Origin of the sequence: Micromonospora coxensis (assembly GCF_900090295.1) — a bacterium.
GTDB lineage: Bacteria > Actinomycetota > Actinomycetes > Mycobacteriales > Micromonosporaceae > Micromonospora > Micromonospora coxensis.
The window spans coordinates 4,181,540-4,198,728 of the sequence record NZ_LT607753.1; the positions used below are offsets into that span (position 1 = coordinate 4,181,540).

At 75.2% G+C, this 17,189-nt stretch carries 19 protein-coding genes; 11 read left to right on the plus strand and 8 right to left on the minus strand.

Annotated features, from left to right (window positions below):
* Positions 1-15 precede the first annotated feature (15 nt).
* Positions 16-885, minus strand: coding sequence for a dihydropteroate synthase (gene folP / locus GA0070614_RS19140; protein WP_088977257.1), 870 nt, complete (start codon positions 883-885; stop codon positions 16-18).
* A gap of 311 nt (positions 886-1,196) precedes the next feature.
* On the opposite strand from folP, the gene GA0070614_RS31195 reads away from it, so the two are divergent.
* The 4 genes from GA0070614_RS31195 to GA0070614_RS19160 are packed head-to-tail and all read left to right on the plus strand — an operon-like array spanning position 1,197 to position 3,619.
* Complete coding sequence (locus GA0070614_RS31195) at positions 1,197-1,907, plus strand: DivIVA domain-containing protein (RefSeq protein ID WP_231933332.1); 711 nt, start codon at positions 1,197-1,199, stop codon at positions 1,905-1,907.
* Positions 1,904-2,401 carry an SRPBCC family protein gene (locus tag GA0070614_RS19150; RefSeq protein WP_088977258.1) on the plus strand — a complete coding sequence of 166 codons (498 nt, stop codon included), beginning with the start codon at positions 1,904-1,906 and terminating at the stop codon, positions 2,399-2,401. The genes GA0070614_RS31195 and GA0070614_RS19150 overlap by 4 nt, the downstream gene beginning before the upstream one ends.
* Positions 2,402-2,441: 40 nt before the next feature.
* Entirely contained in the window at positions 2,442-3,041 is a 600-nt protein-coding gene (locus GA0070614_RS19155) for a DNA-3-methyladenine glycosylase I (RefSeq protein ID WP_088979516.1), read from the plus strand.
* On the plus strand, positions 3,038-3,619 hold the full coding sequence (locus GA0070614_RS19160) for a hypothetical protein (RefSeq protein WP_088977259.1): 582 nt from the start codon (positions 3,038-3,040) through the stop codon (positions 3,617-3,619). The genes GA0070614_RS19155 and GA0070614_RS19160 overlap by 4 nt, the downstream gene beginning before the upstream one ends.
* 111 nt (positions 3,620-3,730) lie before the next feature.
* On the opposite strand, the gene GA0070614_RS19165 is transcribed toward GA0070614_RS19160, so the two are convergent.
* Together GA0070614_RS19165 and GA0070614_RS19170 are read right to left on the minus strand one after the other, a co-directional pair.
* Positions 3,731-4,522, minus strand: coding sequence for an enoyl-CoA hydratase/isomerase family protein (locus tag GA0070614_RS19165; protein ID WP_088977260.1), 792 nt, complete (start codon positions 4,520-4,522; stop codon positions 3,731-3,733).
* A 4-nt stretch (positions 4,523-4,526) separates the two neighbouring features.
* Entirely contained in the window at positions 4,527-5,345 is an 819-nt protein-coding gene (locus GA0070614_RS19170) for a PaaX family transcriptional regulator (protein WP_088977261.1), read from the minus strand.
* A 190-nt stretch (positions 5,346-5,535) separates the two neighbouring features.
* Between GA0070614_RS19170 and GA0070614_RS19175 the strand changes: the two genes are divergently transcribed.
* Both GA0070614_RS19175 and GA0070614_RS19180 read left to right on the plus strand, forming a co-directional pair.
* Positions 5,536-5,703: a DUF3117 domain-containing protein gene (locus tag GA0070614_RS19175; RefSeq protein ID WP_007455245.1), complete on the plus strand. Its 168-nt coding sequence runs from the start codon at positions 5,536-5,538 to the stop codon at positions 5,701-5,703.
* A gap of 144 nt (positions 5,704-5,847) precedes the next feature.
* Positions 5,848-7,323 carry a leucyl aminopeptidase family protein gene (locus tag GA0070614_RS19180; RefSeq protein ID WP_088977262.1) on the plus strand — a complete coding sequence of 492 codons (1,476 nt, stop codon included), beginning with the start codon at positions 5,848-5,850 and terminating at the stop codon, positions 7,321-7,323.
* Between the two features lie 55 nt (positions 7,324-7,378).
* Here GA0070614_RS19180 and GA0070614_RS19185 read toward each other — a convergent pair whose 3' ends face one another.
* Positions 7,379-7,951, minus strand: a complete 573-nt coding sequence (locus tag GA0070614_RS19185; RefSeq protein ID WP_088977263.1) for an O-methyltransferase — start codon at positions 7,949-7,951, stop codon at positions 7,379-7,381.
* Between the two features lie 291 nt (positions 7,952-8,242).
* Here GA0070614_RS19185 and GA0070614_RS19190 point away from each other — a divergent pair, with 291 nt between their 5' ends.
* A complete protein-coding gene (locus GA0070614_RS19190) occupies positions 8,243-9,577 on the plus strand; it encodes a S1C family serine protease (RefSeq protein ID WP_172892464.1) in 1,335 nt (444 codons plus the stop codon).
* A gap of 74 nt (positions 9,578-9,651) precedes the next feature.
* Complete coding sequence (locus tag GA0070614_RS19195; RefSeq protein ID WP_088977264.1) at positions 9,652-10,071, plus strand: Sec-independent protein translocase family protein; 420 nt, start codon at positions 9,652-9,654, stop codon at positions 10,069-10,071.
* A gap of 165 nt (positions 10,072-10,236) precedes the next feature.
* Here the strand turns inward: GA0070614_RS19195 and GA0070614_RS19200 are convergent, their stop codons facing one another.
* From GA0070614_RS19200 to GA0070614_RS19210, 3 genes are all read right to left on the minus strand, one after another.
* Entirely contained in the window at positions 10,237-11,385 is a 1,149-nt protein-coding gene (locus tag GA0070614_RS19200; protein ID WP_088977265.1) for an Mrp/NBP35 family ATP-binding protein, read from the minus strand.
* A gap of 102 nt (positions 11,386-11,487) precedes the next feature.
* Complete coding sequence (locus tag GA0070614_RS19205) at positions 11,488-12,099, minus strand: DUF1003 domain-containing protein (protein ID WP_088979519.1); 612 nt, start codon at positions 12,097-12,099, stop codon at positions 11,488-11,490.
* Positions 12,092-13,378, minus strand: a complete 1,287-nt coding sequence (locus GA0070614_RS19210; RefSeq protein ID WP_088979518.1) for a magnesium transporter MgtE N-terminal domain-containing protein — start codon at positions 13,376-13,378, stop codon at positions 12,092-12,094. Before GA0070614_RS19210 ends, GA0070614_RS19205 begins: the two co-directional genes overlap by 8 nt.
* A gap of 33 nt (positions 13,379-13,411) precedes the next feature.
* Here GA0070614_RS19210 and GA0070614_RS19215 point away from each other — a divergent pair, with 33 nt between their 5' ends.
* A complete protein-coding gene (locus tag GA0070614_RS19215) occupies positions 13,412-14,281 on the plus strand; it encodes a PhzF family phenazine biosynthesis protein (protein WP_088977266.1) in 870 nt (289 codons plus the stop codon).
* 497 nt (positions 14,282-14,778) lie between these two features.
* Entirely contained in the window at positions 14,779-15,243 is a 465-nt protein-coding gene (locus GA0070614_RS19220; RefSeq protein ID WP_172892606.1) for a hypothetical protein, read from the plus strand.
* 166 nt (positions 15,244-15,409) lie between these two features.
* On the opposite strand, the gene GA0070614_RS19225 is transcribed toward GA0070614_RS19220, so the two are convergent.
* On the minus strand, positions 15,410-16,108 hold the full coding sequence (locus GA0070614_RS19225) for an HAD family hydrolase (RefSeq protein ID WP_088977268.1): 699 nt from the start codon (positions 16,106-16,108) through the stop codon (positions 15,410-15,412).
* Positions 16,109-16,212: 104 nt separating this feature from the next.
* Here GA0070614_RS19225 and GA0070614_RS19230 point away from each other — a divergent pair, with 104 nt between their 5' ends.
* Positions 16,213-17,178, plus strand: coding sequence for a DMT family transporter (locus tag GA0070614_RS19230; protein ID WP_408630698.1), 966 nt, complete (start codon positions 16,213-16,215; stop codon positions 17,176-17,178).
* The last annotated feature ends 11 nt before the right edge of the window (positions 17,179-17,189 follow it).

The window sequence follows — 17,189 nt, forward strand, 5'->3', positions numbered from 1 at the left end:
GGCCGTCGCCGCCACTCAGGCGAGGCCGCGGCGGGTGAGGGCCGGCGGGCGGTCGCCGCGGATCGAGGCGACCATGTCCAGCACGCGGCGGGTCGGCAGGACCTGGTGGGCGCGGAAGACCTGGGCGCCGAGCCAGGCCGAGACGGCGGTGGCCGCCAGCGTGCCCTCCAGCCGCTCCGGCACCGGCAGGTCCAGCGTCTCGCCGATGAAGTCCTTGTTCGACAGGGCCACCAGCAGCGGCCAGCCGGTGCCGGACAGTTCGTCGAGCCGTCGGGTGATCTCCAGCGAGTGCCGGGTGTTCTTGCCGAAGTCGTGCGCCGGGTCGATCAGGATGCCGTCGGGGCGTACCCCCAGGGCCACCGCGCGCTCGGCGAGCCCGGTCACCGTGCCCACCACGTCGGTGACCACGTCGTCGAAGGCGGCCCGGTGCGGCCGGGTACGCGGCGCGAGGCCGCCGGCGTGCGAGCAGACCAGCCCGGCGCCGGTCTCCGCGGCCACCCGGGCGAGCGCCGGGTCGGCCCCGGACCAGGTGTCGTTGAGCAGGTCGGCGCCGGCCGCCACCGCCTCCACCGCGACCTCGGCCCGCCAGGTGTCGATCGAGACGACCACCTCGGGGAAGGCGGCCCGGACGGCGGCGATGGTGTCCACCGTGCGCCGGATCTCCTCGGCGACGTCGACCTCGTCGCCCGGCCCGGCCTTCACCCCGCCGATGTCGATGATCTCCGCGCCTTCGGCGACCGCGCGTTCCACCGCGCGCAACGCGCTGTCCTGGGCGAAGGTGGCGCCCCGGTCGAAGAACGAGTCCGGCGTCCGGTTGACGATCGCCATCACCACCAGCTCGCCCGGTGCGAACGTCCGCCCACCCAGCCGCAACGCCCCGGCCATCCCCGCCTCCCGCCCTCGCCGGCCGGGTCCGCCCGGCCGCTGACGACGCTATCCGGTCGCGGGGCGGGTCACCGGGGGCGGGTGTCGTGCTGTCGGTCGGGTGGCGGGTCGCCGGGGCGGGTGTCGTGCTGTCGGTCGGGTGGCGGGTCGCCGGGGCGGGCGTCGGTGGCCCGGTGCGATGGGTCATCGGGCGGGTGGGCACTGCTGCCGGGTCGCGCGGCGCGTCGTCCGGGTGGGCGTCACCAGGGGATCGGGAACCGGTGGCGTGGTTGGGGTCGCTCGGGGGCCGGTCGCCGTGCCACGATCTGTCCATGGGTCAGGTTCTGCTCGTACTGGTCGTCGCGTTGACCGTGGCGGCGGTGGTGTTCGGGGTGACGGTGCTGGTCTCCGGGCGGGATCCCGGCCTGGTCCCGGCGGAGCCGGACGGCCGCGCGGTGCCGCTGCCGGGCGCCCGGCCGCTGCGCGAGTCGGACGTCGGCGAGGTCCGCTTCGACACCGCGCTGCGCGGGTACCGGATGGCCCAGGTCGACCAGGCGATGCGCCGCGCCGCCTACGACATCGGCTACAAGACCGAGCTGATCGGCGTGCTGGAGGCCGAGGTCACCGCGCTGCGCGAGGGCCGCACCGCCGACGCGGACGCGTTGCGCCGGGCCCGCGAGGAGGCCGCCGGCGCCGCCACCGACCGGCCCACCGACCCGGCCGCCACCGACCGGCCGTCGGCCGGCACCGCCCCGGCATCGGCCGGTCACGAGCCGCCGGCCGGTGACGCGACTCCGGCCCTGCGCGATGCCGCCGCCGCGCCGGCCCCGGCCGAGGCGGCTGCCGCCACGGAATCCGACGAGACCGCCGCCACGGGATCCGACGAGACCGCCGCCACGGGATCCGACGAGGCCGCCGCCACGGGTTCCGACGCGGCCGCCGTCGCGCGACCGGAGGCGGCCGACGCCACCCGACCCGGCCCGGCCGACCGGCGGGACGCCGACCCGGCCGATGCCGCCAAGGTCCGCTCGGAGCCGGTGTGACCGGCCCGGAGGGCGCGGACGGGCTGCGCGAGGCCGCCCGCAAGGGGGCCGGCGAGTTCACCGCCACGGTGATCGTGGACGCCCCCGCCGACCGGGTCTTCGCCGCGCTCACCGACTGGGAGCGGCAGTCCGACTGGATCCCGCTCACCACCGTCCGGGTGGTGGAGGGCGACGGCGGGGAGGGCAGCCTGGTCGAGGCGGTCACCACGCTCGGGCCGGCCGCGTTGCGGGACGAGATGCGGGTGGTCCGGGTGGACGCGCCGTACGAGGTCGGCGTGGTCCACTGCGGGAAGCTGCTGCGCGGGCCCGGGGTGCTGCGCTGCACCCCGCTGGCGCGCGACCGTACCCAGGTGGTCTGGCACGAGTGGTTCCACCTGCCCGGCGGGGCGGCCGGCCGGGTCGCCTGGCCGCTGCTCTGGCCCGGCTCCAAGGCCAGCCTGACCCTGGCCCTCAAGCGGTTCGCCCGGATGGTCGAGCAGGGTCGCCTGCCCTGACCCCGGTCCACCGTCGGGGCCCTGGCCTACCGTGTACGACGTGAGTGACCTGGTGACCGGCGCCGACGGGCTGGCCCGCTGCGCCTGGGGGTTCAGCACCCCGGACTACGCCGCCTACCACGACACCGAGTGGGGCCGGCCGCTGCGCGGCGACGACGCGCTCTACGAGCGGCTCACGTTGGAGGCGTTCCAGTCGGGCCTGTCGTGGCTGACCATCCTGCGCAAGCGGCCGGCGTTCCGGCGCGCCTTCGACGACTTCCGGATCGAGCGGGTCGCCTCGTACGGCGAGGCGGACGTGGCCCGGCTGCTCGCCGACGTGGGGATCGTCCGCAACCGGGCGAAGATCGAGGCGGCGATCGCCAACGCCCGCGCCGCGCTGGAGCTGCCGGACGGGCTCTCCGCGCTGCTCTGGTCGTACGCGCCGCCGCCCCGGGCCGCCCGGCCGCAGTCGTTCGCCGACGTGCCCGCGCTCACCCCGGAGTCCACCGCGATGGCCAAGGGCCTCAAGAAGCGCGGCTTCCGCTTCGTCGGCCCGACCACCGCGTACGCGCTGATGCAGGCCACCGGGATGGTCGACGACCACCTGGCGGGCTGCCACGTCGCCGCTCCGGCGGCGGCGCGTGATGGGATGGGGGCATGACCGCAACCGACCACCGCGCCAGCCGGAGCACCGACGCGGGCGCCGGGCGGGCCGAGGGCGCCTGGGCGGTGCTCCTCCCGCCGGGGCGCCTCGACGCCGAGCGTCTCGTCCACCACGACTCGCTGGAGCTGCCCGGCTCCGCCGCCGACCCCCGGCCGCGTCCCGGCGACCCGGTGGCCGTGCTGGTGGACGCCCCGCTCCGGCTGGTGGCGCTGGGCCGGGTCACCCGATCCGGTGACGGGCTGGTGGTCGCGTACACCCGGCGGGCCTTCGACGAACCCGTCCCGGCCGAGCAGGTGACGGTCACCGGGCCGGTCGGCCCGCTCGACGTCGACGTGTTCCGGCAGCTCGTCGACCGGTTGGGGCCGCCCGCGCCGCGCCGGACCTGGCTGGTCAGCCTCGACCTGCCCATCGAGGCGGACTCCCGGGCCGAGGCGGTCCGGCTCTTCTGGTCGTACGTGCAGGAGCTGGGCCCGGCCGAGCTGCCCGCGTTCGTGTCACCCTCCGGCGACGAGTTGGCAATGCAGGCGTTCGTGCTCGGCGCCGAGGCCAACCAGGACCCGGAGGAGGACGACTAGCCCGCGTCAGGCCGCCGCCCGGCAGTGGGCGCACGGGGCATGGGCGCGGCCCGCACGGCGAGTGGTGCCCGGTAGGCGTCAGCCCCCGGGGCCGCGCGAGCCGCGACAGGTTCAGTGGCCCTCGAAGGTGGGCTTCTGCTTGTTGACGAAGGCCAGGGTGGCGGCCTTGTGGTCGGCGGTGGCCCCGCAGATCGCCTGGGCCTGCGCCTCGGCGGCCAGGGCGTCGGCCAGGGTGCCCGCGTCGGCGATGGAGAGCTGCCGCTTGATCGCCCCGTAGGCCACCGTGGGGCCGGCGGCGAGGCGGGCCGCCAGCTCCTGCGCGGTCGGCAGCACCGCCTCGTCGTCCTCGACGAGCTTGGTGAGCAGGCCCAGCCGGCAGGCCTCGTCCGCGCCCACCGGCTCGGCGAGCATCAGCAGTTCGACGGCCTTGGCGTGGCCGACCAGACGGGGCAGCGTCCAGGAGGCCCCGGTGTCGGCGGCCAGCCCCACCCCGGCGAACGCCATCAGGAACCTCGTCTTCGGCCCGCCGATCCGGAAGTCGGCGAGGAACGCCAGCGAGGCGCCGGCGCCGGCGGCCATTCCGCGTACCGCCGCCACCACCGGCTTGGGCAGGCTGGCCAGCTTCGCGGCGATCGGGTTGTAGTGCGCCCGGACGGTGTCCAGCGGGTTGGCGGTGGGGGACTGGAGGGTCTGCACGTGCTCGCGCAGGTCCTGCCCCGCGCTGAACGAGCCGCCCGCCCCGGCCAGCACCACCGCCCGGCAGGACCGGTCGGTCTCCAGCTCGGCCAGGATGTCCCGGAGCGCCTCCTTGAGCGCCACGTCGAGCGAGTTCATCGCCGTGGGGCGGTTCAGCGTCAGGGTGACCACGGCGTCGGTGCGGTCGACGAGCAGCGGCTCGGTCACGTTCTCAACGACCCTTCTGTCGGGTGGTGCGGTTGCCGTTGTCGAGGCACTGCTCGACGTACCGGTCGGCGGCCGGCCGCAGCCGGGCCGCGTGCCGGTCGAAGAAACTGGCCGCGGCGATGCCGGGCCAGCGCTCCGGGAGCAGCGCCGGTGGCAGCTGCGGGTCCCGGAACAGGAAGGTACGCCACGCGTGCACCAGCCGGAACCGGGCCGCGTACGCCTCCTCGTCGCCGCTGCGCACGGTCACCCCGGCCAGCAGGGGACGCTGCTCGGCGACGAAGCGCTCGTACGCGTGCCCGATCTCGGTGAGGTCCCAGGCCCGCCGGACCACCCCCATCGCGCCCGGCGTGCCGGCGGCGTGCGCGGCGGTGAACCGCTCGTAGCGCACCCCGGCCTCCTCCAGCAGCAGGTCCACGTCCTCGCTCGCCCGGGTGGCGACCCAGGTGTGCTCGTCCAGGGTGCCGTAGCCCAGGAAGCTCAGGTTGGCGGCCAGCCGCTGCCGGTCCCGCCGGGCCGTCGGGGTCTCCAGGACCAGCAGGTCGAACCGGCCGTCCCAGGTGACCCGGCCGGTGCGGTAGATCCGGGCGGCCGCCTCGTCGAGTCGTCGGGCGGCCTTCGGTGTGATCGAATATCCCGGCCCGGAGGCCAGGCGGAGCGGATCGAGCCAACCCTGGCGGACCATCCGGGAGACCGCGGTGCGCACGGCCGGGGGTGCGATCCCCAGCGGCGCGAGCAGCTTGACCAGGGCGGCGACCGGTGCACGGCCACCCCTCGGCCGGAGGTAGTCGCCGTACAGGTCGAAGAGTGCCGACCGTGCCTGCATGACCGCACATTGTGACAGGCCTATCCAAGATAAGCTAGGTGCTGTTACATCAATGCTGCTTCGGTTTGGGTCCGGCGGTGTTCATCAGGGAAAATCGTTGGTCGACACCCCCGCGTACGTTGCGGGTGGTCATGACGAAGTGGCTGTGGGGCAACCCACCGACCCTGGTGTAGGTCTGAGGGGAGACAACATGGCGGCGATGAAGCCGCGGACGGGCGACGGTCCGCTGGAAGTCACCAAGGAGGGCCGGGGCATCGTCATGCGAGTCCCGCTGGAGGGCGGTGGCCGGCTCGTCGTCGAGATGACTCCCGACGAGGCCAACGCGCTCGGTGACGCGCTGAAGGCGGCCGCCGGCTGATCGAACGACAATCCGCGCGACGGCGCGCGGACGGTTCGTCGTGTCCCTGAGCCACCGGCGACGCCGGTGGCTCAGGGTCTTCAGACCACTCACGCGGGTGTCCAGGCCCCCGCGCCACGATCATTCCCGGAGGTACGGTCCAGCGTGCTCGCCATCCGTCTGACAGCCGGTCCCGACCGGCTGGACACCCTCGTTCTGCCCGTCCGGGCCGGTGCCACGACCGACGGGGGCGAGACCCCGGCGACGCTGGCCCCGACCGTCCCGGCCCTGCCCGACGAGGTGGCGGCGGAGGCGACCGCCCTGCTGCCCGCCGCCCGGCTGACCGGCCGGGCCGGGGAGACCTTCGCCCACCTGCGGCCCGCCCGCACGCCGGGGCGGCTGCTGCTGCTCGGGGTCGGCGACGGCGCCGACAAGGCCTGGCGGACGGCCGGGGCGGCCCTCGCCCGCGCCGCGAAGGATGAGACGCGTATCACACTCGCGCTGCCCGTCGACGTCGCCGCCGATGCCGTCCGCGCCCTCGTGGAGGGGCTGCACCTCGCCTCGTACCGGTTCCGGATGACCGAGGCGGGCGAGACGCCCGCGCTGGCCGAGGTGGAGCTGCTGGTCGCCGATCCGCAGGCGTACCGGGAGGCGGTCGCCACCGCGGAGACCACCGCCCGGATGACCCGGCTCGCCCGGGACCTCACCAACACCCCGTCGTCGGTGAAGAACCCGCAGTGGTTCGTCGCCCAGGTCGAGGCCGCCGCGGCCGACCTGGCCGACCTGCACCTGCGGGTACGCGGCCCGGAGGAGTTGGCCGCCGAGGGCTTCGGTGGCATCCTCGCCGTCGGCCGCGGCTCGGCCAGCGGCCCCCGCCTGGTCGAGCTGGACTGGCGCCCCGCCGACGCCCGTACCCACGTGGTGCTGGTCGGCAAGGGAATCACCTTCGACACCGGCGGCATCTCGATCAAGCCGGTGCCGGCGATGAAGCTGATGCGCAAGGACATGGCCGGCGCCGCCGCCGTGGTCGCGGCGACCCTGGGCGCCGCCGCGCTGCGCCTGCCCGTCCGGGTCACCACCCTCGCCCCGCTGGCCGAGAACATGGTCAGCGGCTCGGCGTTCCGTCCCGGCGACATCGTCCGCCACTACGGCGGCCTGACCAGCGAGACCACCAACTCCGACGCCGAGGGCCGGCTCGTGCTCGCCGACGCCATGGCGTACGCGGTGCGGGAACTCGCGCCCGACCTGCTGATCGACCTGGCCACTCTCACCGGTGCCAACGCCGTCGCGCTCGGCAAGCGCCACGGCGCTCTCTACAGCGAGAACGACCAGCTCGCCGCCGACGTGCTGGCCGCCGTCGACGCCGCGGGCGAGGCCGCCTGGCGGATGCCGCTGCCCGCCGACTACGTCGAGCACCTCGGCAGCGACCTGGCCGACCTGCACAGCTCGCCGGACGCCGGCGCGGGCTCGGTCACCGCCGCGCTCTTCCTCCGCGAGTTCACCGGCGACCTGCGCGACCGGTGGCTGCACATCGACATGTCCGCGCCCTCCTGGGCCGACGGCGACGACGCCGAGCTGACCCGGGGCGCGACCGGCTGGGGCGTACGCGGGCTGCTGCGCTGGCTGGCGACCCTGGGCTGAGCGGTCGGTCCCACCCGGCGTCCGACGGGCGCCGGGCGGGCCGGTCAGCGACCGGTCAGCACTTCACCGCGACGAGCAGGCCGTGCCCGACCGGCAGCAGCGCGGTCGTCCAGTGCTCGGACTCGCGGATCGCCTTGACCGTCTCCCGGACGGTCACCGTCTCGGCGTCCCGGGCGGTCGGATCGCCGATCCGCCCGTTGGCCAGGATGCCGTTGAGGGCGACCATCCCGCCGGGGCGCAGCAGCCGCAGCGCGGCGTCGACGTAGGCGGCGAAACCGGTCGCCTCGGCGTCCACGAAGACCAGGTCGTACGCGCCGTCGGCGAGCCGGGGCAGCACGTCCAGCGCCCGGCCGGTGATGATCCGGGTCCGCCCGGAGGGGAAGCCGGCCTCGACGAAGATGCGCCGGGCGATCCGCTGGTGCTCGACCTCCAGGTCGATGGTGGTCAGCACGCCGTCGGCGCGCATCCCGCGCAGCAGCCAGACGCCGCTGACCCCGGTGCCGGTGCCGATCTCGACCACCGCGCGGGCGTTGCCGGCGGCGGCGAGCAGGCGCAGCGCGGCCCCGGCGCCCGGGGTGACCGCGTCGAGGCCCACCTCCCGGGCGAGGCTGCGGGCGGTGCGCAGCACGAGGTCCTCCCCGACGTACGACTCGGCGAACTGCAGCGTCTGCGCCGTCGGAGTGCCGGAATTGGCGACCGTGGCGATGGGACACCTCCGGGCGGCGGGAGTGGTGCGAGGGGCGGGTGGGCACTGTGAGCCTAGAGGCGAGGCTTCCGCCGCGCAGCCGCGCCGTCCACCGATGACGATCACGCCCACCGAGAGCCGACTCGGTACCCGGCATTCGTGCAATCCTGGAAGCGGTGTCCCTCGTCGCGTGCCGGTCGTCGTGCCGTGCCGGACGGGGGACCGGGGGACGGAGTGGGAGGCACCGACGTGACCGACGGCTGGGACTGGCGCCGCCCCGGCAGCAATCCGACGCCGGCGGTTCCGCCGGCCGGGGCGCCGCCGGTGGGGCCGCCGACGGCGCCGCACGGCGCCGGGGGAGGGGCGACATCGCCCTGGTGGTCCGACGCGCTCGCCGATCCGTGGCGGGACCCGTACGCGCCGGCCGCCGTGGTGATCCCGACCGTGCCCGCCGGGGCCGGGCCGGAACCGGTCACCGACCCCGACGCCCCGAGCCGGCCGAGGCTGCGCCAACTGCTGCTGATTCCGCTGATCACCGCGCTGCTCGCCGGGTCGCTCGGCGGCGCCCTCGGGTACGCCTTCGCGGTCCGCGGTGGCGCGGGCGGCGGCGTGACGCTCGGCGCCCGTCCCGCCGAGGCGCCCGGGCTGGCCCAGCGCCGCCCCGACTCGCTGGCAGGGGTCGCCGAGAAGGTCCTGCCCAGCGTGGTGACCGTACGGGTGGCCGGCCTGGGCGGAGTGAGCGAGGGCTCCGGCTTCATCGTCAGCGCCGACGGGCACGTGATCACCAACGACCACGTGGTCTCCGGTGGCACCGGCAAGGCCACGGTGGTCCTCAACGACGGCAGCACCGCCCCGGCCACCATCGTCGGGCAGGACCCGGAGTCGGACATCGCCGTGATCAAGGTGAACCGGACGGGGCTGCGCCCGATCGAGTTCGGCGACTCCGACGCGCTCGCCGTCGGCGACCCCGTGCTCGCCATCGGCTCGCCGCTCTCGCTGGCCAACACGGTCACCGCGGGCATCGTCAGCGCCCTGGACCGCACCATGCAGGCCGGGGAGCCGGGCGGCCCGGTGCGCTACTACGCGGCGATCCAGACCGACGCGGCGGTCAACCACGGCAACTCCGGCGGGCCGCTGGTCGACTCGGCCGGTCGGGTGATCGGGGTGAACTCCACGATCAAGTCGCTGGTGGCCGAGGGGCAGGAGGCGGGGAACATCGGGCTCGCCTTCGCCATCCCGATCAACCAGGCCAAGCGGATCACCCAGGAGATCATCGGCACCGGCAAGGCCCGGCGCACGGTGATCGGGGCCCAGGTGGGCGGCACCGGCTCGGCGACCGGCGGAGCCGGCGTACGGCTGGCGGCGGTGGAGCCGTCCGGGCCGGCGGCCGGCGCGGGCCTGCGGTCCGGGGACGTGATCCTGCGGTTGAACGGCCGGCCGATGACCGAGCCGACCGACCTGATCGCCCTGGTCCGCAAGTTCGCCCCGGGTTCGGTGGTGACCGTGGAGTACCGGCGCGGATCGACCCGGCAGAACACCTCGGTGACGCTCGCCGCAGACGCCAAGTGAGGACCGGTCACCCCCTCCCGGGTGGGCGTCCGACGTGCGTAGTCTTGGCCTGACGCCGACGAGGAGGCCCAGCAGTGCTCGACAACCTGAACTGGTGGGAGATCGGTGCGCTGCTGCTCCTGGCGCTGCTGATCTTCGGTGACCGGCTGCCCGCCGTGATCAACGACGGCCTGCGGTTGGTGCGCAACCTGCGCAACATGGCCCGGAACGCGACCGGCGACCTGAGCCGCGAGCTGGGCACCGACATCCAGCTGGAGGACCTGCACCCGAAGGCGTTCATCCGCAAGCACCTGCTGAGCGAGGAGGACGAGGCGGCGATCCGCAAGCCGTTGCAGGGCGTCTACGACAACCTGCGCGCGGACGTGACCGGGGTGCACGACGAGCTCAAGCAGGTGGCCGACGCCGCCGACCTGCGCTCCGACGGCCGCCGGAGCACCGCGACCGGCGCCGCGCCCGCCCCGGCCCCGCGCCCCAGCTACGACGACGCCACCTGACCCACCCCCCTCCGCGCCGCCCGGCCCCGCGCGCACTGCGCGCACCCTCGGGAAGCCGCACTTTCAGAGAAAGAGTGGCCTCCCCGGCGAGGGAAGCCACTCTTTCTCTGAAAGTGCGTAGCCCTAGCGGCCCGGTGGTTGCCCCTCGGGTCGAGGAGGGTTGGGTCAGCGGCCGGCGGGCTTGAGGCCGAGCGGCTTGCCGAGCAGCGACTCGCGCCGCACCGCGAGGCGGTCGGCCACCTGACCCAGCGCCTTCGAGGCCGGGGCGTCCGGCTCGGCCAGCACGATCGGGTGACCGGCGTCGCCGCCCTCCCGGACCCGGGTGTCGAGGGGGATCTGACCCAGCAGCGGCACCTGCGCGCCGATCGTCCGGCTCAACGAGTCGGCGACCGTCTGGCCGCCACCGGCGCCGAAGACCTCCATCCGCGAGCCGTCGGGCAGCTCCAGCCAGGCCATGTTCTCGATCACGCCGACCACCCGCTGGTGGGTCTGCAGGGCGATCGCGCCGGCCCGCTCGGCCACCTCGGCGGCCGCCGCCTGCGGGGTGGTCACCACGAGGATCTCGGCGTTGGGCAGCAGCTGGGCCACCGAGATGGCGATGTCGCCGGTGCCCGGGGGCAGGTCGAGCAGGAGGACGTCCAGGTCGCCCCAGTAGACGTCGCCGAGGAACTGCTGCAGCGCCCGGTGCAGCATCGGGCCGCGCCAGACCACGGCCGCGTTGCCCGGGGTGAACATGCCGATCGAGATGACCTTCACGCCGTGCGCCTGCGGCGGCATGATCATGTCCTCGACCCGGGTGGGCTTGCCGTCCGCACCGAGCATCCGAGGCACCGAGTGGCCGTAGATGTCCGCGTCGACCACGCCGACGGACAGGCCCCGGGCGGCCAGCGCGGCGGCCAGGTTGACCGTGACGCTGGACTTGCCGACGCCGCCCTTGCCGCTGGCGACCGCGTAGACGCGGGTGCGGGAGCCGGGCTGGGCGAACGGGATGACCGGCTCCTGGGAGGCCGCGCCGCCGCGCAGCTTCGTCTGCAGCTCCTGGCGCTGCTCGGGGCTCATCACGCCGAACTCGATCTCGACACCCGTCACACCGGGCACCGCGCCGACCGCGGCGGTGATGTCGCTGCGCAGCTTGTCCTTCAGCGGGCAGCCGGCCACGGTGAGCAGCAGTTCGACGCGGACGACGCCGTCGTCGCCGATCACGGCGGAGCGGACCATGCCGAGGTCCGTGATCGGGCGGCGGATCTCCGGGTCGTTGACGGTGGCCAGGGCGGCCTGAATCGCGTCGGAGACGGTGCTGACGGGTGCTGACATGCCGGCAATGTTACGTCGGCGGCGATCCGTCCCCGCCGCCAGCGCGGCCGGGTGTGAGGGAATCGATCGTCGCAGCTGACGCCCCGGCGACGGCGGGACGGCTCAGCCCTCCGACCGGCCGTCGCGGGCGAAGTCGCCGTCCAGGTCGTCGCGGGGCTCGTCCAGGGGTGGCTCCCCACCGCCGGGGCGCTGGGCCGCCCGCTCCTGCTGCCGCCGTTCCAGCTTCTGCCGGCGCTGCGCCGCCTCGTCCAGCTCCTCGGCCAGCCGGGCCAGCTCGGAGCGGAGGAAGTCCCGGGTGGCCACCTCGCCCATCGCGATCCGTAACGCGGCGATCTCCCGGGCCAGGTACTCGGTGTCCGCCTTCTGCATGGTCGCCCGTCGCCGGTCCTCCTCCAGCGCGACCCGGTCCCGGTCGGCCTGCCGGTTCTGCGCGAGCAGGATCAGCGGGGCCGCGTACGACGCCTGCAGCGACAGCACCAGGGTGAGGAAGGTGAAGGTGTACGGGTCGAAGCGCAGGTTCGCCGGGGCCAGGGTGTTCCAGGCGAACCAGGCGGCGATCACCACCGTCATGTAGACGATGAAGTTCGCCGTCCCCATGCCCCGGGCGATCCCCTCGGACCAGCGGCCGAACGCCTCCGGGTCGAAGCGGGGCAGCTTGACGCCCCGGGGCTCGCGCGGCTGGTCCAGCCGCTCGGCCCGTCGCTGCTCAGCCATCGCCACCGTCCAGCGTCTCCCCGGCGGGGCCCGGGGCCGGCACGGCGTCCCGGTCCCGCCAGTCGCGGGGCAGCGAGTGGTCCAGCACGTCGTCCACGGTCACCGCGCCCACCAGCCGGTTGTTGCGGTCCACCACCGGCATCGCCACCAGGTCGTACGTGGCCATCCGGCGGGTGATCTCCGGTAGCGGGGTGGTCGGGCGCAGTGGGTCGATGTCGTTGACCACCACCCCGCCGAGCAGGTCGGCCGGCGGCTCCCGGAGCAGCCGCTGGAAGTGCACCATGCCCAGGTAGCGGCCGGTCGGGGTGGTCATCGGGGCGCGGGCGACGAAGACCTGCGCGGCCACGGCGGGGGAGAGCTGCTCCTCCCGGATCCGGGCCAGCGCCTCGGCGACGGTGGCGTCCGGGGGCAGGATCACCGGCTCGGAGGTCATCACGCTGCCGGCGGTGCCGGAGGCGTACCGGAGCAGTTGGCGTACCGGGTCGGCCTCGTCCGGCTCCATCAGGTCGAGCAGCACGTCCTGTTCCGGCGGGGGCAGCTCGTTGAGCAGGTCGGCGGCGTCGTCCGGGTCCATCTCCTCCAGCACGTCGGCGGCCCGCTCCCGGTCCAGCGCGGCGAGGATCTCCACCTGGTCGTGCTCGGGCAGCTCGCTGAGGACGTCGGCGAGGCGCTCGTCGTCCAGGGCCGCGGCGACCTCGTTGCGCCGGGCGTCGGGCAGGTCCTGCAACGCGTTGGCCAGGTCGGCCGGGCGCATGTCCTCCAGCACGGCGAGCAGGTTGGCCGTACCCCGGTTGTCGGCGATGCCGCTGAGTCCGCGCACCCGGTCCCACTCGACCTGGTGCAGGTGGCCGCGGCGGGTGAGCCGGCTGCTCTGCTCGCGGACGGCGACCCGGGACAGCGACCACTCGCCGCCCCGGCTGCACTCCATCGCGACGTCGACCACCGCGCCCGGCTGGCCACCCGGTTCGAGCTGCACCCGCCGGTCCAGCAGCTCCTGGAGCACGAGCAGCTCGTTCGGGCGCTTCTCGAAGCGGCGCAGGTTGAGGGTGCCGCTGCCGAGCACCACCGCGTCCGCGTCGATGGAGGTGATCCGGTTGATGGAGAGGAAGATCCGCCGGCGCATCGGCATCTCGGCCACCAGGCCCACCACCTCGGGCGGGCGCTGCGTCGGCCGGAGCCGGGCCACCGCGTCACGGACCCGCCCCACCTGGTCGCCGTTGGGGTCGAAGACGGCGACTCCGGCGAGTCGAGCGATGTAGACCCGGTTCGGCGTGCTCACGGGCACCAGCCTAAGCGCCTAGTGTTTATCAACATGTCGACCTTGGCCTACGAGATCGTGGACGTCTTCACCGACCGCCCGTTCGCCGGCAACCCGCTGGCGGTGGTGTTCGGCGCCGAAGGGCTGGCCACGGAACAGATGCAGGCGCTCGCGCTCGAGTTCAACCTCTCGGAGACGGTGTTCGTGCTGCCCCCGACACAGGTCGGCGCCACCTACCGGGCCCGGATCTTCACCCCGGCCGAGGAGCTGCCGTTCGCCGGGCACCCCAGCGTCGGCGCGGCGGTCACCGCGAGCCGGCGCGGGATGTTCGACGTGGGCCAGGTCACCCAGGAGTGCGGCGCCGGGGTGCTCCCGGTCGCGGTCACCGCGACCGGGGCCACGCTGACCGGCGGCACCCCCACCCTCGGCCCGGAGCTCGACCCGGAACCGCTGCTGGAGATGGCCGGCCTGCGTCCCGAGGACCACGTCGGCCCGCCACCCCGGGTCGCCGGCTGCGGCCTGGAGTTTCCCTACCTCCCGGTACGACCGGACGCGGTGGCGCGCGCCCGGGTGAACGCGGTCGCGGCGGCGAAGTACGGCGTGGAGCACGTCAGCGTCTTCTCCTGGGACGCCGCGTCGCAAACCGCGCACGCCCGGGTCTTCGTGCCGGGGCTGGGCGTGCCGGAGGACCCGGCGACCGGCTCGGCCGCCCTCGGACTCGGCGTCTGGCTGGTCGCCAGCGGCCTGCTCCCCGGCGAGGGGCGCTCGTCGTACGCGGTCCGGCAGGGCATCGAGATGCGCCGCCCCTCGTCGCTGGCCTGCACCGTCACGGCGGCCGGCGGGGTGGCCGTCGGGGCGACCGTGGCCGGCCAGGTCATGCCGGTGGCGCGTGGCGAGATCGCCGTCCCGCCCTTCGTCGGCTGACCGCGCCACCAGGGCCACCGGCAGCGCCGTCCGGCAGCGCCGTCCGGCAGCGCCGTCCGGCAGCGCCGTCCGGTGGCGCCGTCCGGTGGCGACGCCCGGGGTCGCGTCGTCGGCCCGCCGCGGTGCCGGCCGAGGTGCAGCAGCCCCCGTGGATGGTCCGTCGCCGGTGCCGGTCGACCTCGTGGGGACGTCGGGCGGCGGCGTCACGGGCGGTCGGTCGCACCGCTACGGACTTGACGACACATCTGAATCACCGGACGAGGCCCGCCCGCCGGAGGACATCCGCCCCGACCACGACCCGCCGATTCACATCTGTCGTCAAGTCTGTAGCGGCTCGACCGCACTCGACGGGCCGGAGCCCGGGTCGCTGTCGCCACCGGGCCCGGGACGGTAGCGTCGCCGATGTCGGACCGGCCGGCGCGGTTCACGTACGAGAGGATGCCGGTGTGACGGACGAGGTGGACGCCCCCGTGTCGACGCCGCTGGTCGACGAGGCGATGAAGAAGGCCGCCGTCTGCTGGGTGAGCGTCGGCGACGGCCCGGCGGTGGCGCTGTGGTGCGTACCGCTGGAGGGATCGCTCTTCGTGGTCAGCGGGCCGGGCGAGCAGTCCGCGCCGGGGTTGGCCGACGCCGCCGAGGCCCGGGTGACGCTGCGCGGCGACCACGGCGGCCGGATCGTGACCTGGCCGGCCCGGGTGGCCCGACTGGTTCCGGGCACCGAGGAGTGGGAGACCTCCGCCCCGCTGGTGGCCGCCAAGCGGCTCAACGCGCCGGGGCCGACGGCGGACCTGGTCGCCCGCTGGGCCGCCGACGGCTGCGCGCTGAACCGCCTCGTCCCGGCCGGGACGCCGGACGCCGGCGACACGCTGCCGGACGCGTCGCTCGCCGAGGAGCCGCGCGGGGCCACCGTCGTCCGGGCGACCCGCAAGCCGTTCCGCCTGCACCGCGTCCGCCGCCGCTGACCCGCCGCCGCTGACCCGCCGACCGACCCGCCGCCGGTGACCCGCCGCCGCTGACCCGCCGACCGACCCGCCGGGGCGCACTCTGGCCGCGCCGCCGGCCGGTTCGCCGGGGCGCACCCCCGGCCGTCGGGCCGGTTCGCCGGGGTGCGCCGGGAGGGCGGTCGGTTCAGCAGGGCGCCGGCACGGCGTCGACCAGGTCGACCACCTCGCTGAGCGACCCGACGACCGCCCCGTCCCAGTCCCGCTCGGCGTCGAAGACCAGGTGATCGGTCAGGTCGGGGGCGGCCAGCCGGACGGCGGTCATCCCGGCCCGCTGCGCGCCGCTCAGTTCCCGGCTGCCACCGTCGCCGACGTAGAGGCAGTCCTGCGGGCGTACGTCGAGGCGCTGGCAGGCGGCCAGGTAGAGCGCCGGGTCGGGCTTGCAGCGACCGAGCTGGACGGAGTAGACCCGCACGTCGAGCAGCGGGGCGACCGCCAACTGCGGCAGGATCACGGGCAGCTCGTGGGTGCAGTCGCTGATCACCCCGGTGCGTACGCCCCGGCGGCGCAGCTCGGCGAGGGCGGGGACCGCGTCCTCGCGCAGCCGGGTGTCGGCGCGGACGGCCCGGTGCCGGGACGCCACCGCCGCACGCACGGCGGCGTCCGAGGGGTGTACGCCGGCCTGCGCGCACACCCAGCGCAGGGTCGCCTCGGCCGTGCCGTGACGACCGCTGGCCCGTTGGTAGAAGGTCCGGTCGAGGACGGCGGTGAGGGTGTCCTCCGGACAGCCGAGCAGTTCGGCGGTCGTCCGGTGGGCCGAGCCGCGTCGTACGCAGCGGGTGAGGGTGCCGAAGAAGTCGAACAGCACCGCGTGGTACCTGGACATGGGGGAGCGCCTCCGGACGTCGAGGGGGAGGGAAGTCGCCGGCGCGGACCCGCATGATCGTAACGGACCGATGACGCACCGTGCTGCCCGGCGCTGTGTGAGGATTGCTCTCCGTGTCCTCCACCCCGCACCGCCCACCGGTGGACCCGCTGACCGTCGGCGTCCTCGTGCTCGCCGTCGCCGCGGTCTCGTCCTCCGCCCCGCTGATCGCCTTCGCGGCGGCTCCCGCGCTGGCCGTCGCGTTCTGGCGCAACCTGCTCGCCGTCGCCGTGCTCGGCCCGTTCTCCCTGGCCCGCCGCCGGGCCGAGTTCCGGGCGCTGACCGTGGGGCAGGGCCGGCGGGAGGGCTGGTACTGCGTGCTCTCCGGGGTGGCGCTCGCCGCCCACTTCGCCACCTGGATGCCGAGCGCCCAGCTCACCTCGGTGGCGGCGGCCACCGCGCTGGGCGCGACCCAGCCGGTCTGGCAGGGGCTCATCGCCCGCTGGCAGGGCCGGCACCTGCCGTACGCCGTGTGGGCCGGCATCGCGGTGGCGGTGACCGGCGCGGTGCTGGCGACCGGCGCGGACTTCGCCGCCTCCGGGCGGGCCTTCGCCGGTGACCTGCTGGCGGTGGCCGGCGGGATGTTCGCCGCCGTCTACACCGCCTTCGGCGAGCGGGCCCGCAGCACCATCAGCACCGCCACCTACACCACCATCTGCTACGGGGTCTGCGCGGCGATCCTGCTGGTGGTCTGCCTGGTCGGTGGGGTGCGGCTGCGCGGCTACGACTCCGGCACCTGGCTGGCCATCCTCGGCCTGGTCGCCGGCGCGCAGCTGCTCGGGCACTCGATGTTCAACTTCGCCCTGCGCCGGATCTCCGCCACCACGGTCAGCGTGCTGGTCCTGCTGGAGGCCCCCGGGGCCGCCCTGATCGCCTGGGTGTGGCTGGGCCAGCTGCCCCGCCCGCTCGCCCTGCCCGGGCTGGCCCTGCTGCTCGCCGGGGTGGCCGTGGTGGTGCTCGGCGGCGCCCGCGCCGGCCGTCGCCCGGAACCCGCGCCGGTCCCCGCCGACGCCGCCCCACCCGCCGGCTGACGGCGGTCGCC

Excerpts from the sequence above, each read along its gene's own strand:
- GA0070614_RS19215 (WP_088977266.1), top strand. The coding sequence starts at position 13,412 with ATGTCGACCTTGGCCTACGAGATCGTGGACGTCTTCACCGACCGCCCG.
- folP (WP_088977257.1), bottom strand. The coding sequence starts at position 885 with ATGGCCGGGGCGTTGCGGCTGGGTGGGCGGACGTTCGCACCGGGCGAG.
- GA0070614_RS31195 (WP_231933332.1), top strand. The coding sequence starts at position 1,197 with ATGGGTCAGGTTCTGCTCGTACTGGTCGTCGCGTTGACCGTGGCGGCG.
- GA0070614_RS19175 (WP_007455245.1), top strand. The coding sequence starts at position 5,536 with ATGGCGGCGATGAAGCCGCGGACGGGCGACGGTCCGCTGGAAGTCACC.
- GA0070614_RS19220 (WP_172892606.1), top strand. The coding sequence starts at position 14,779 with ATGAAGAAGGCCGCCGTCTGCTGGGTGAGCGTCGGCGACGGCCCGGCG.
- GA0070614_RS19160 (WP_088977259.1), top strand. The coding sequence starts at position 3,038 with ATGACCGCAACCGACCACCGCGCCAGCCGGAGCACCGACGCGGGCGCC.
- GA0070614_RS19225 (WP_088977268.1), bottom strand. The coding sequence starts at position 16,108 with ATGTCCAGGTACCACGCGGTGCTGTTCGACTTCTTCGGCACCCTCACC.
- GA0070614_RS19200 (WP_088977265.1), bottom strand. The coding sequence starts at position 11,385 with ATGTCAGCACCCGTCAGCACCGTCTCCGACGCGATTCAGGCCGCCCTG.
- GA0070614_RS19170 (WP_088977261.1), bottom strand. The coding sequence starts at position 5,345 with ATGCAGGCACGGTCGGCACTCTTCGACCTGTACGGCGACTACCTCCGG.
- GA0070614_RS19205 (WP_088979519.1), bottom strand. The coding sequence starts at position 12,099 with ATGGCTGAGCAGCGACGGGCCGAGCGGCTGGACCAGCCGCGCGAGCCC.